Origin of the sequence: Draconibacterium sp. (assembly GCF_041583095.1) — a bacterium.
GTDB lineage: Bacteria > Bacteroidota > Bacteroidia > Bacteroidales > Prolixibacteraceae > Draconibacterium.
This window is the reverse complement of the sequence record NZ_JBFHGM010000139.1, coordinates 1-13,001: the sequence shown is the minus strand read 5'-3', so window position 1 is coordinate 13,001 and position 13,001 is coordinate 1. Positions and strand designations below refer to the sequence as shown.

At 40.6% G+C, this 13,001-nt stretch carries 12 protein-coding genes and 1 tRNA gene; 11 read left to right on the top strand and 2 right to left on the bottom strand.

Annotation, left to right across the window (positions count from 1 at the left end):
- The 6 genes from recA to rpe all read left to right on the top strand — a co-directional run.
- The coding region (recA, locus tag ABZB17_RS13535) for a recombinase RecA (protein ID WP_372650875.1) at positions 1 to 630 on the top strand (630 nt) is incomplete at its 5' end.
- Positions 631 to 751: 121 nt separating this feature from the next.
- Positions 752 to 3,172 carry a bifunctional aspartate kinase/homoserine dehydrogenase I gene (thrA, locus tag ABZB17_RS13530; protein WP_372650874.1) on the top strand — a complete coding sequence of 807 codons (2,421 nt, stop codon included), beginning with the start codon at positions 752 to 754 and terminating at the stop codon, positions 3,170 to 3,172.
- A gap of 108 nt (positions 3,173 to 3,280) precedes the next feature.
- The gene (locus ABZB17_RS13525; RefSeq protein ID WP_372650873.1) at positions 3,281 to 4,486 is read left to right on the top strand and encodes a cofactor-independent phosphoglycerate mutase; all 1,206 of its coding nucleotides are present in this window, start codon (positions 3,281 to 3,283) and stop codon (positions 4,484 to 4,486) included.
- Between the two features lie 107 nt (positions 4,487 to 4,593).
- Positions 4,594 to 5,907: a threonine synthase gene (gene thrC / locus ABZB17_RS13520; protein ID WP_372650872.1), complete on the top strand. Its 1,314-nt coding sequence runs from the start codon at positions 4,594 to 4,596 to the stop codon at positions 5,905 to 5,907.
- A gap of 166 nt (positions 5,908 to 6,073) precedes the next feature.
- Positions 6,074 to 6,940 carry an RNA polymerase sigma factor RpoD/SigA gene (locus ABZB17_RS13515; protein WP_372650871.1) on the top strand — a complete coding sequence of 289 codons (867 nt, stop codon included), beginning with the start codon at positions 6,074 to 6,076 and terminating at the stop codon, positions 6,938 to 6,940.
- A gap of 9 nt (positions 6,941 to 6,949) precedes the next feature.
- On the top strand, positions 6,950 to 7,600 hold the full coding sequence (gene rpe, locus ABZB17_RS13510; protein ID WP_372650870.1) for a ribulose-phosphate 3-epimerase: 651 nt from the start codon (positions 6,950 to 6,952) through the stop codon (positions 7,598 to 7,600).
- Here the strand turns inward: rpe and ABZB17_RS13505 are convergent.
- Positions 7,592 to 7,843, bottom strand: coding sequence for a hypothetical protein (locus tag ABZB17_RS13505; protein WP_372650869.1), 252 nt, complete (start codon positions 7,841 to 7,843; stop codon positions 7,592 to 7,594). The two genes, rpe and ABZB17_RS13505, sit on opposite strands and share 9 nt — an antisense overlap.
- 1 nt (position 7,844) lies before the next feature.
- Positions 7,845 to 10,307 (bottom strand): ferrous iron transport protein B, encoded by a 2,463-nt coding sequence (gene feoB, locus ABZB17_RS13500; RefSeq protein ID WP_372650868.1) that lies wholly within the window; start codon positions 10,305 to 10,307, stop codon positions 7,845 to 7,847.
- Between the two features lie 140 nt (positions 10,308 to 10,447).
- Between feoB and ABZB17_RS13495 the strand changes: the two genes are divergently transcribed.
- The 5 genes from ABZB17_RS13495 (at position 10,448) to ABZB17_RS13475 (ending at position 12,926) form a co-directional block, all read left to right on the top strand.
- Entirely contained in the window at positions 10,448 to 11,200 is a 753-nt protein-coding gene (locus ABZB17_RS13495; RefSeq protein ID WP_372650867.1) for a hypothetical protein, read from the top strand.
- The gene (locus ABZB17_RS13490) at positions 11,181 to 11,483 is read left to right on the top strand and encodes an MTH1187 family thiamine-binding protein (protein WP_372650866.1); all 303 of its coding nucleotides are present in this window, start codon (positions 11,181 to 11,183) and stop codon (positions 11,481 to 11,483) included. The genes ABZB17_RS13495 and ABZB17_RS13490 overlap by 20 nt, the downstream gene beginning before the upstream one ends.
- A gap of 144 nt (positions 11,484 to 11,627) precedes the next feature.
- Positions 11,628 to 11,704, top strand: a tRNA-Arg gene (locus tag ABZB17_RS13485).
- Positions 11,705 to 11,826: 122 nt separating this feature from the next.
- Entirely contained in the window at positions 11,827 to 12,495 is a 669-nt protein-coding gene (locus tag ABZB17_RS13480) for a hypothetical protein (protein ID WP_372650865.1), read from the top strand.
- A gap of 128 nt (positions 12,496 to 12,623) precedes the next feature.
- Complete coding sequence (locus tag ABZB17_RS13475) at positions 12,624 to 12,926, top strand: helix-turn-helix transcriptional regulator (protein ID WP_372650864.1); 303 nt, start codon at positions 12,624 to 12,626, stop codon at positions 12,924 to 12,926.
- Positions 12,927 to 13,001: the final 75 nt, after the last annotated feature.

Sequence of the window (13,001 nt, the reverse complement as noted above, 5' to 3'; positions counted from 1 at the left end):
ATTACCGATAACCTGATCCGTTCAGGAGCGCTGGATATTGTTGTAATCGACTCGGTTGCTGCATTAACTCCAAAAGCCGAACTGGAAGGCGAAATGGGAGACTCAAAAATGGGACTTCAGGCACGTTTGATGTCGCAGGCATTGCGTAAACTTACGGCCAACATCAACAAAACAAAAACCTGCTGTATTTTCATAAACCAGTTGCGCGAGAAAATCGGTGTAATGTTCGGTAACCCGGAAACAACAACCGGTGGTAACGCACTGAAATTTTATGCGTCGGTGCGTTTGGATATTCGTCGTATCGGACAAATTAAAGATGGCGACGAAGTGAACGGTAACCACGTACGTGTAAAAGTGGTGAAAAACAAAGTGGCACCGCCATTCCGTAAAGCTGAATTTGATATTATGTATGGCGAAGGAATTTCTAAATCGGGCGAGATCATCGATTTGGGCGTTCATTACAATATTATTAAAAAGAGTGGATCGTGGTTTAGTTATGGTGAAACAAAACTGGGGCAGGGCCGTGAAACTGTGCGTCAGTTGGTTATCGATAATCCCGAGCTTGCTCAGGAATTGGAGACGAAAATTATTGAAGCCATTACAGGAACAGTAACCACCACCACAGAATAGATTAACTGATATAGACAGAATATACCGGGTGAATTGATTCTGTCGATTCATCCGGTTTTTTTATAAGGCAGGCTTAAAGATGAAGTAGTTTTTACAAATATAAATAGATAAAAAAAATCGTATGAAAGTGTTAAAGTTTGGTGGGACATCCGTAGGTTCCGCCGCAAACATTAAACGTGTAAAAGACATTGTACTAAACCAGAACGACGATGTTGTTGTGGTAGTTTCAGCCCTTGGTGGCATAACCGATAAAATTCTAACGGCAGCGCACAATGCTGCCTCTGGTACAGGCGACTTTCATACGGAACTTACGGAAATCAGACAAAGACACGACGAAACATTAAGTGAGCTGTTTAACGGATCAGGATCGGTAAAAGAGTATGTTGATGTATTGCTCGACGAGCTGGAGAAATTACTTACCGGTATAACTTTGGTGGGCGAATTAACACTGAAAACGCTCGATCGAATTGCCGGTTTGGGCGAACGAATTTCGTCGCATATTGTTGCCGAATTTATTGGTTGCCCGCGAAAAGACTCGTCTGAGTTTATTCAAACCGACAGCAACTTTGGTAAAGCGGCAGTTGATTTTGGCGTTACTAACAATAGAATCAAGGAAACTTTTGCCGGTTTTAAAGGAGCGGCCGTTGTGCCCGGTTTTATCTCGAAAAATGCCAAAGGCGAATTCACGACGCTTGGGCGTGGTGGATCTGATTTTACTGCCGCAATTTTGGCTGCAGCCCTTGATGTTGAGATTCTGGAAATATGGACCGACGTAAACGGTTTTATGACAGCCGATCCGCGTGTGATTCGCAAGGCTTATACCATTCCTGAGATATCATATTCAGAGGCCATGGAGCTCTCGCATTTTGGTGCCAAAGTAATTTATCCGCCAACTATTTTGCCGGTTTATCAAAAGGGAATTCCCATCCAGATTAAAAACACCTTTGATCCGGAAAATCCGGGAACCAAAATTGTTAAAGGCGTTAAGAATGGTTTCGACCGCCCGATTAAAGGTATTTCTTCCATTTCAGGAATTACGCTGGTTACTTTGCAGGGTATAGGAATGGTGGGTGTTACCGGCATTTCAATGCGATTGTTTACCGCACTTGCAAGGGTAAATGTAAACGTGATTCTGATTTCGCAAGCGTCTTCAGAAAATTCAATCAGTGTGGCTATTGAAGAAAAAGCTCTGGATGTGGCTGAAGCAGCACTTCGCGAAGAGTTTGAAAAAGAAATTGCTGCCGGACAAGTGAATCGTATTGAGCTGGAACGAAGCGTTTCTGTTGTGGCGATTGTTGGCGAGAATATGAAACACACCACCGGTATTGCCGGAAAACTTTTTTCTACCATGGGAAAAAGTGGTGTAAACATTATTGCCATCGCGCAGGGAGCGTCGGAGTTGAATATTTCGTGGGTAGTTAAAAACGACGACCTGCGAAAAACCTTAAATGTGGTGCACGAATCGTTCTTCCTGTCGGAGAATGTGGAGCTGAATATTTTCCTGATGGGAATCGGTACTGTTGGAGGAAACCTGCTTAAGCAGATTAAACAACAACAGGAGCGACTTTTGAAACAAAACCACCTGCGATTGAAGTTAACCGGAATTGCCAACTCTAAAAAAATGCTCTTTAACCGCGATGGAATCGAAATTGATTCCTTTAAAGAGCAGTTGGATGCTTCGGAGAAAACATCGTCGTTGCAGGGTTTTGTTGATGAGATCAAGGCAATGAATATTTACAATTCAGTATTTGTGGATTGTACGGCCAACGATGCGGTTGCCGATCTTTATAAAGAAATTTTGAGTTCGAACGTTTCCATTGTTACGGCGAATAAAGTAGCCGCTTCATCGGAGTACGATAATTATGCCGAACTGAAAAAAATAGCCAAAAAGAAAGGGATTAAATTTCTTTTCGAAACCAATGTTGGTGCCGGTTTACCAATTATCAATACACTAAATGATTTGGTGAATTCGGGCGATAAAGTGTTACGGATTGAAGCCGTTCTTTCCGGCACGCTCAACTATATTTTTAATACTATTTCGGCTGATATTCCATTGAGCAAAACCATTCAAATGGCCAAGGAAGAAGGTTATTCAGAACCCGATCCACGTGTTGATTTAAGTGGTGTTGACGTAGCTCGTAAAATTCTTATTCTTGCCCGCGAATCGGGTTATCGTATTGAAATGGATGATATTTTGATCAACCGTTTTGTTCCCGAAGAACTTTTCGCTGGTACGCTCGACGAGTTTTGGGCGGGTGTTTCGGAGTTGGATGCCAAATTTGAAACCGAACGTCAGCGACTGGAAGCTGAAAATAAAAAATGGCGCTTTGTGGCTAAGTTCGAGAATGGTAAAGCCGAAGCCGGATTGCAGGAAGTAGATTCTAAGCATCCGTTTTACGACCTGGAAGGAAGCAATAACCTGGTAATGTACACAACAGAACGTTATCACGAATTTCCGATGCTGATAAAAGGTTATGGCGCCGGAGCCTCGGTAACGGCAGCCGGTGTATTTGCCGATTTGATAAAAGTGTCGAATATTTAGAACAAAGTTGCTGCTAAAAACATTCTTATAAAAAAGTAAAAAAATTTAGAAGACCGGTTGCCAACTGCTGTCACCGAATACTGGTCTTCTCTTTATTGTCTGAACATCATGAAACATATTATAATTCTTGGCGATGGCATGTCTGACGAGCCACTCGCAGCCTATGGCGGAAAAACTCCGCTGCAAATGGCAAATAAACCACATATCGATTGGCTGGCAAAAAACGGCCAGTCGGGCTTATTAAAAACCGTTCCCGAAACTATGCATCCGGGTAGCGAAATTGCAAACATGGCCGTATTAGGCTACGATGTTGAAAAGGTTTTTGAAGGTAGGGGAGTGCTGGAAGCGGCCAGTATGGGCGTTGAATTACAACCCGGAGATTTGGGTATGCGCTGTAACCTGATTTGTGTGGAAGATGAGAAAATTAAAAACCACTCGGCCGGACATATTTCAAATGAAGAAGCAGAAGAGTTGATCCGATTTTTGGATGAGAAACTCGGAACAGACAAAATAAAATTCTACCCGGGCGTTTCGTATCGTCATTTGCTGGTGATTAAAGGTGGAGTAAAAGACTTTGCCTGTACTCCGCCACACGATGTGCCGGGAACACCATTTGCCGGTTGTTTGCCAAAAGCCAGAACCGAAGCAGCAAAAGAAACTGCTGATTTGGTTACTGACCTGATTTTAAAATCACAGGAACTATTGATAGATCATCCGGTAAACCTGAAGCGTATAGCTGCCGGGAAAGATCCCGGTAACTCTGTATGGCCATGGTCACCGGGTTATAAACCTGCCATGCCAACGTTAAAGGAAATGTTTGGTATCGAGAATTCGGCGGTTATTTCTGCGGTCGATCTGATCCATGGAATTGGAGTATATGCCGGAATGAAAGTGATTCATGTGGAAGGCGCAACCGGTTTGTACGACACCAACTACGAAGGGAAAGCCCAGGCTGCAATTGAAGCACTAAAAGAAAACGATTTTGTGTATTTGCACATCGAAGCAAGCGATGAAGCGGGCCATGAAGGAGATGTGGAACTGAAAACAAAAACCATTGAGTATCTTGATCAGCGTGTGGTAAAATACATCCTGGAAGAAACGGCAAAAATGGACGAAGAGGTGGCAATTGCTATTTTGCCCGATCATCCAACGCCATGTGCACTAAAAACACATACCCGCGATGCCGTGCCGTTTACCATTTACAAGCCTGGTGCTGAAGCCGATGAGGTGGAAGTATACGATGAGTTCGATCCACGAAACGGAATCTTTGGAACTCTGCAAGGTGACGAATTTATTCGCGAGTTCTTGAAGTAGATGACGATATATGGGAATCAAAAGGTGTTAAGTTTGTGATATATGTCATGTTTTTGTCGTATCAGGAATAAAACCTTAAAACCAAATCTATATTTTTGTACACAGAAATGAAGTATTATAGTACAAATAGAAATACCCCTGATGTTTCTTTAAAAGAAGCAGTTGTAAAGGGACTGGCGGCCGATAACGGATTGTTTATGCCCGAGCAGATTGAAAAATTCGATCCTGCTTTTTTTGATGAAATTCAAAACCTGTCGTTTCAGGAAATAGCTTTTGAAGTGGCAAAGAAATTCTTTGGTGAAGATATTGAAGAAGCCAAATTGAAAGAGATCGTTTTTGATACCCTGCAATTTGATTGTCCGGTTGTAAAAGTTACCGATTCTATTTATTCCCTGGAGCTGTTTCATGGCCCAACGCTGGCATTTAAAGATGTTGGCGCGCGTTTTATGGCGCGTTTGCTCAATCATTTTTTGGGGAAGCAAGAGAAACTGGTAAACGTTTTGGTGGCCACATCGGGCGATACAGGTAGTGCGGTAGCTAACGGTTTCCTCGGAGTTGACGGCATTCATGTTTACGTGCTTTATCCAAAGGGAAAAGTTAGTGATATACAGGAATCGCAGTTTACAACACTGGGGCAGAATATTACAGCATTGGAGATCGAAGGTACTTTCGACGATTGTCAGCATTTGGTAAAAACGGCTTTTCTTGATGAGGAGCTGAATAAAAAGCTGGTGTTAACATCGGCTAACTCTATAAATGTAGCACGTTTTCTTCCGCAGGCATTTTATTATTTTAATGCTTATGCGCGCCTGAAAGAAGCAGGGAAACTCGATGATAAACAATTGGTTGTTTCAGTGCCCAGCGGAAACTTTGGAAACCTTACCGCAGGGTTGATTGCAGCAGAAATGGGATTGCCGGTAAAACAATTTATTGCAGCTAATAACGAAAACGATGTGGTTTTTGAATACCTCAATAGTGGGGAGTATAAACCTCGCCCGTCGGTTGAGACCATTGCCAATGCCATGGATGTTGGTGCACCGAGTAATTTTGCGCGTATTCTCGATTTGTACAAAAACGAACATGCGGTAGTTGCCCAAAAAATTAAAGGTTACCGTTATTCTGATGAAGAAATCAGAGAAGTGATTTTAAAGGTTTACAACGAACTGAACTATTTATGCGACCCGCATGGAGCTTGTGGTTATCAGTCGTTAAGCGAATATTTGTCGGAAAACGAAATTGGCGTTTTTTTAGAAACAGCACATCCGGCAAAGTTCACTGAAACAGTGGAAAATGTTATTGGAAAAGGCAAAGTTGAATTGCCTGAAAAGCTTGCCGCTTTTATGCAAGGCGAGAAACAAAGTGAGCAAATGACCAGTGAATATGATGGTTTTAAAAATTATCTTATAAATCAGCCAAACTGAAAAAAGATATGCTGTTGAACAGTTGACTGATTTTTGTGTTTTAGTTGATAATGATAAATTTAATGGTAAATTTATTTAGTTTTGAGTGTTACTTTTATCGCCGAAATGTAATATTATTATAGAGTGTATCATTATTCAAAAGGATTAATGTTAACAATATCAATATATGAGACAACTAAAAATTACCAAACAGGTTACTAACCGCGACACCCTCTCGCTGGATAAGTACCTGCACGAAATTGGGAAGGTAGAGTTGTTGTCTGCGGAGAAAGAAGTGGAGTTGGCCAAACGCATAAAAAAAGGTGACCGCGAAGCTTTGGAAACGCTGATAAAAGCAAACCTTAGGTTTGTTGTTTCCGTTTCGAAACAATACCAAAATCAGGGGCTCAGTCTACCGGATTTAATTAATGAAGGAAACTTGGGATTGATAAAAGCTGCGGAACGTTTTGATGAAACCCGCGGTTTTAAATTTATATCGTACGCCGTTTGGTGGATTCGTCAATCGATACTTCAGGCTTTGGCCGAACAATCGAGAATTGTTCGTTTACCTTTGAATAAAATTGGCTCGATAAATAAAATCAACAAAGCATTTAATAAGTTAGAGCAGGAATTCCAGCGCGAACCTACCGTTGACGAAGTTGCAGAATTAATGGAATCAAAACCGGATTTGATTGAGGATTCGATGAATTTTTCAAATACACATGTATCAATGGATGCCCCTCTTCGTGAAGAGGAAGCGAATAATTTGTATGATGTGATGCTAAACGAAGATTCACCGGATCCGGATGGAGGGCTGATGGATAATTCACTTCGTAAAGAGATTGAACGATCGTTGTCAACACTCGGGGAACGGGAAGCGGAAATTTTACGTTATTACTTTGGTTTAAAAGGATATCAGCCGCATACGCTGGAAGAAATCGGAGATGTTTTTGGATTAACACGTGAGCGTGTTCGTCAGATAAAAGAAAAAGCAATAAAAAAACTAAAAAACCAATACCGAAACAGGTTACTAAAATCATACCTGGGTAAATAAACTACATTTATGAGAGCTTTGATAGCACCCTCCATTCTGTCAGCTGACTTTAACAATCTCGGAAAAGATATCGAAATGATCAATCAAAGTGAAGCTGATTATATTCATTTTGATGTGATGGACGGTGTGTTTGTTCCAAATATATCGTTCGGAATTCCGGTAATAGAACATGTAAAGAAAATTGCACAAAAACCGCTCGATGTGCATTTGATGATCGTTGATCCGGATAAATTTATTGAGCCTTTTGTTAACGCCGGTGCATCAATTATTACGGTACATTACGAGGCATGTCGTCATTTACACCGTACAGTGCAGTTAATAAAATCGTTTGGAGCCAAGGCAAGCGTTTGTTTAAATCCACATACGCCTGTAGCCGTTTTAGAGGATATTATCGGCGATTTGGATATGGTGTTGCTGATGTCGGTAAATCCGGGTTTTGGTGGCCAGAAATTCATCGAAAATACTTACAGGAAGGTGGCACAATTGCGCAAAATGATTGATGACGCAAATTCTGACTGTAAGATTGAAATTGATGGTGGAGTAAACTACGAAACAGGAAAAAAGCTGCTTGATAAGGGTGCCGATGTTCTTGTTGCCGGAAGTTTTGTTTTTAGTGCCGAAAATCCAAAGGAAATTATTTCAGGATTAAAATCATTGTGATGAAGGGACGGCATTGTCGTGGCACTCTTCAATATTCTTTTCAATAACCTTTCGTGGTAAATCCCGCAAAGCACAGTCTCCGGCAGCGCATTCGGAGCAGTTGTGTACCATGGTTATTTTATCCTTTTTAAAATCGGTTGTTTTGTTTTTTTTAGCAGGTTTAAAAAAACGACGGTACACTTTTAGTCCTGCCCAAAAAATGGCAGCAGCAATAATCAGATATGTCAGAATTTCCTGGATCATATTAAATGAATAACATCCCAATGTTATAGGTAATAAAAGCTGCCACCCATGCCAGGGCCGTGGTGTAAAAGACCGAAAACGCGGCCCATTTCCAAGAGCCCGATTCGTTTTTAATGCTTGCCACAACACCAATACACGGGAAATAAAGCAGAATAAAAATAATAAATGCCAGTGCAGCAGGTGTGGTAAATACGGCCAGTCCTTTATGTTTGCCTAACTGGTGAACTTCGTTTTGCAATTTTTGCTGTAGGTTGATGGTTGTTTCGCCATCCTGCGATTGGTAAAGTACTCCCATGGTACTCACCACAATTTCTTTTGCCGGCAAACCAGCCACCACAGCAATACTCATTTTCCAGTCGAAACCAAGCGGACTCATAATCGGCTGAATGAGTTTTCCTGTTCGTCCAAGATAGGAGTTGATCAACCGATCAGATTCCATGGCATGGTTCACCTCTGCAATGCGTTCTTCTTTTTGAATATCGGGTATTTCTGAGCTTGTTATCTGCTCAATTTGTTCTTCAAAACCGACAGTATTTTCCGTTTTTCGCGGGAAATATTCCAGGGCCCAAATAATAACCACACCCAACAAAATAATTGTCCCGATCTTTTTCAGGTAATGTTGCGTTTTGTCCCACATGTGGTACACCACATTCCTAAAAGTTGGCAGGCGGTAAGTGGGTAGCTCCATTACAAACGGTGTTTCTTTATTCTTAAAAACCGTTTTATTAAGAACCTGTGCTGTAATAAACGCAAAGAGAATTCCAACCGCATAAATTCCAATTAATATCCAGGCTTCGTATTTCTGGAAAAAGGCTGAAATAATAAGGATATAAACCGGTAGCCGCGCACTACACGACATAAACGGAATGATAAGCATGGTAAGAATCCGGTCGCCACGACTTCGCATGGAACGTGTTGCCAGAATAGCCGGAACATTACATCCAAATCCCATTATCATAGGAATAAACGAACGGCCATGCAAACCAAAGCGGTGCATAATATTGTCCATTATAAAAGCTGCGCGTGCCATGTAGCCCGAGCCTTCAAGCAGGGATATAAAAAAGAACAGAATAAGGATATTGGGCAAAAACACCAGAACACTTCCGGCGCCACCAATTATACCGTCAACCAGGAGATCGTTCAGCATGCCCTCGGGGATTATGTTGCCCACAAAATTACCCAATGCCACAACTCCCGCATCAATCCAGTCCATCGGGTAAGCCCCCAATTTAAATGTAGTCCAAAAGATAAAAAACAGTAGTGCCGTAAATATCGGAAATCCGAGGTAACGGTTGGTTAACACACTGTCTATTTTTTCCGATTGGGTTTTCTTTTCCTTACGTTTGTTGCTGTACGTTTCGCGTAAAGCACCGGCAATAAAACTGTATTTGGCATTGGCAATAACCGTTTCGCTATCGTCGTTTTCAAGCAGTTCTATCTTCTTTATTTCTTTTAGGGTAACTTCCTGTATCTCCTCGAAATTAGAGTATTTCGAGAGCAGTTCGATTACCTGGTTGTCTTTTTCGAGCAGTTTAATGGCCAGAAAACGCGACGAAATCTTATCAGTGATCGGTTTGTCTTCTTTTATTTTCTGACGAATGGTGCGGATCGATTTTTCAAGCTCTTTTCCATAATTGATATGAATATGGCGCGAAAAGTTATCGCGGCCCTCAAAAACTTCAATAACTTTTTCAATTAAGTTATCCAATCCGAGCCCTTTCGAGCTAACCGTAGGGATGAGCGGAATTCCAACCAGTTTCGATAACTCTTCCTTATTCAGTTTAAGCTTGTTTTTTTCCAGCTCGTCGAACATGTTCAGGGCCATAATAACCCTTAAATCCATGTCGATTAATTGTGTGGTAAGAAACAGGCTTCGTTCCAGGTTGGTAGAATCCAGTACGTTTATTACAATATCGGGAGTTTGTTCGTAAATAAACTTCCTTACAAATATTTCTTCTTTTGAATAGGCTGTTAAACTGTAAGTGCCGGGCAGGTCGTAAAAGTTGAATGTATAATCGCCACTTTTAAAAGTGGCTTTATGAACGTCTACCGTAACACCACTATAGTTTCCAACTTTTTCTTTCGATCCGGAGATAAAATTAAACAGCGTGGTTTTTCCACAGTTGGGATTACCTACCAATGCGATATTGATTGTTTTTGTACGCGCCGAGTGGTCGATTAGGTCGATATTTCGGTCGATAGTGCCCTCGTAAGTGTCGGTTGATGTTTTTTTGAACTCGGAGGCCGGAATAACCTCAATCTGATCGGCTTCCGATTTCCGCAGCGTAATATTATAGTTCAGAATTTTGTATTCGCTGGGCCCTCTAAATGGAGAATCTTTTATGGCCCGAACTTCGTTGCCACGGATAAATCCCATTTCAGTAATCCTCTTCCGGAACGAACCATGACCTAAAACTTTGGTGATTATCACCGGCTCATTATTTCTTGCTTCGCTTAATTTCACTCTCCCCCTGCTTTCTGTATTTAAATTAAATAAAAATAAGCCTACAAATATATTTAAATTCCGATGATAAAAAATAAAATATATTTGTTCTTTACATAGTTACAACAAGTCACTACTTTTGTTCGAACGAAGGAGGTAAAATGGAGGAAGATAAATTTTATAATAATATTCAGAAAGCATTGGACGATCTGCCCGATAACTTTAGTATTCTGGAGGAACAGATAGATGTTGGTATTCAGATGAAATACTTTGAATTTGCCCGACTACTGAAGGACAGGGACATATCGGAAGAATGTTTTGAGGCGAGAGAGGAACTTTTTGACAAAGAAGTTGACGAAGAACGTAAAAAGGAAATACTTACAGCCATTGCGGTGTACGATGACGTGAAGGCGTACCGAACGCTTGAGAAGTTTGTTGAAGAGGCTGAAGGCGACCTGAAACAATGGGGAACGCTGGCTTTACAGGAAAGCAGAATGCTAATGCATAGCTCCTTACTTGATGAGCAACAGGTGTTTATATCAACCGGACTGGGTGGGAAAGGCAAAAAACTGCGCTATTTTGTGGTGTTCCTTTCGGTTAATGAGAACGAAATGTTAACAGAAACGCAACAAAAGCTTCTTAAAGATGAGTTAATATTCGAGCTCAACAAGCAGGAAGGAGTGTTTGAATCGATGGACTTTATGGAAGGTTTTTCATCGGCTTTGGTAATGTTGCCGATTACTGCCGAAATCAGAGATACATTTCAGAATGTAATTAACGAGTGCAATCAGTACGGTGGCTTCTTACGTGAAGATATGGTAATTACCAATGTTAAGATTTTGTCGCGTAGCGAGATTATACAATTAATACATCATAAGGAAAATAAGAATAACGATGAGTTGGAAAACGAATAAGATAAATGTGGCTATTCAGGTATTGCCTGAAGCCGACGGAAAAATAAAATACGAATTGGTTGACAAGGCAATTGAAACCATCCAAAAATCGGGATACCGCTACCAGGTGTGCCCGTTTGAAACTGTAGTTGAATGTGGATTTCATGAATTTCCGAATTTGCTGGAGCGTATTCATGAGGCCTGCGGCGAGGCAGGAACACAACGAATGATCACCAATATGAAACTTCAGGTAAACTTTGAAAACGATGTGACCATTGAAGATAAAATGGAGAAATACTCGTAATTGTTTTGCTGTTAGGTGGTTGAATTCTTAGGCAGAAATACGGATAAAAACGATTTGTAATTAATTTCAATAAAATTCCTGCACAGACTTGTATTTATACAAATAAGCGTTATATTTGCACCGCTTTTAAAGCAAACGCGTTCTGGACCTGTAGCTTAATTGGATAGAGCACCTGACTACGGATCAGGAGGTTAGGGGTTCGAGTCCCTTCAGGTTCACCAGAAAACCAAAGAGTTGTAAGATGTATTTCTTGCAACTCTTTTTTGTTTTAGGAGATCCCAAAAAAAATGCTCTTCCGATTTACTTTTGATGTTGCATGGAATTTATACTTAGAGGGGCTGCTATGGAAACAATAATCAAGAAATCAGGAGTAATTATATTTCGATTCAACCGGAAACTCCGGTGGATCTTCAATATTAGAATATTACGCAACCACAATACAACGATCCTTTTTATCCTGTTTGTTTGTCTTCTGATTCTGTTATTCGGACTCTGGGGCATGGGATTTTCATTTATCCATGTTATCCTCTACTCTGCCATAAGCATAACAATACTTTTCTTTACTTTACTTTTTATCGGATCACTGAATGAAGCACGAAGATTATCCAAACAAGTACCTTCCGGTTGTTTCCAGTTTACCAGAAATAATTTAAACGGGATCGTTCTACCAAACCTGGGCTTCTCAGAACACGATCGGGAAAATATAAACCTGGTATTAAATGGACTTGAAACAAAAAGCAAAATCGATTTTAAACTGGTATCAGACAATCGGACTGCAGCTGATTATAAAAAACTACTTCGCATTCTTCACCTGCTTATTGATGGTGGAATCAGAGATTTCAAAAAAGAGCGTAAAGAGCAACTCTTTAAATTCATTGAATCAACCTTCACATTGAACGGCTCAGAAGTTAAAAGGACGAGTTTGAACTCGCGGTTTTCAGAGTTTGTGAATGAAAGTGAAACGGAATTTTCAGAAAACCTAAAGGAGTTCCAGAAAATACTTTTTCGATAGACGGTATTTCTCCCGAAATTAGTCCGTAACTCAAATTACCCTCTTGATTTACTGCCACATACAGTTACATATTTGCTAATGAAGTTTTCACGCATCTAGCGTCATTAATCATTAAAAATATGTCACCTATGGAAAATCAAGCATTTATTTCCAAACAAGTTCTAAACGAATTAAAACAAATCAAAACCCTATTGGCGGAGAACAAAACCGTTTTCAATGTTGAAGAACTAGCCCAGTACACCGGGCTATCCAAAAGCAAAATTTACAAACTGCTCAGTAAAAAACTTATTCCCACCGGCACTAATGCCAACATCCGGCAAAAGTTCTTTTATAAAAAAGACATAGATCTCGGGCTAATGGGTATTTCCAGAGATGAACTGGAAGCGGAAGAAGAATTCAACAACTCACTATCAAGAAACAGAAAAGCATAACCACAAATACATTTTGAAATGAGTGATATGCCGTATATCCGTGTTGGAACTTCGTATTTCAAGAAAGTCAAAGCT

Coding starts and splice junctions, on each gene's coding strand:
- thrA (WP_372650874.1), top strand. CDS start 752: ATGAAAGTGTTAAAGTTTGGTGGGACATCCGTAGGTTCCGCCGCAAAC.
- ABZB17_RS13525 (WP_372650873.1), top strand. CDS start 3,281: ATGAAACATATTATAATTCTTGGCGATGGCATGTCTGACGAGCCACTC.
- thrC (WP_372650872.1), top strand. CDS start 4,594: ATGAAGTATTATAGTACAAATAGAAATACCCCTGATGTTTCTTTAAAA.
- ABZB17_RS13515 (WP_372650871.1), top strand. CDS start 6,074: ATGAGACAACTAAAAATTACCAAACAGGTTACTAACCGCGACACCCTC.
- rpe (WP_372650870.1), top strand. CDS start 6,950: ATGAGAGCTTTGATAGCACCCTCCATTCTGTCAGCTGACTTTAACAAT.
- ABZB17_RS13505 (WP_372650869.1), bottom strand. CDS start 7,843: ATGATCCAGGAAATTCTGACATATCTGATTATTGCTGCTGCCATTTTT.
- ABZB17_RS13495 (WP_372650867.1), top strand. CDS start 10,448: ATGGAGGAAGATAAATTTTATAATAATATTCAGAAAGCATTGGACGAT.
- ABZB17_RS13490 (WP_372650866.1), top strand. CDS start 11,181: ATGAGTTGGAAAACGAATAAGATAAATGTGGCTATTCAGGTATTGCCT.
- ABZB17_RS13480 (WP_372650865.1), top strand. CDS start 11,827: ATGGAAACAATAATCAAGAAATCAGGAGTAATTATATTTCGATTCAAC.
- ABZB17_RS13475 (WP_372650864.1), top strand. CDS start 12,624: ATGGAAAATCAAGCATTTATTTCCAAACAAGTTCTAAACGAATTAAAA.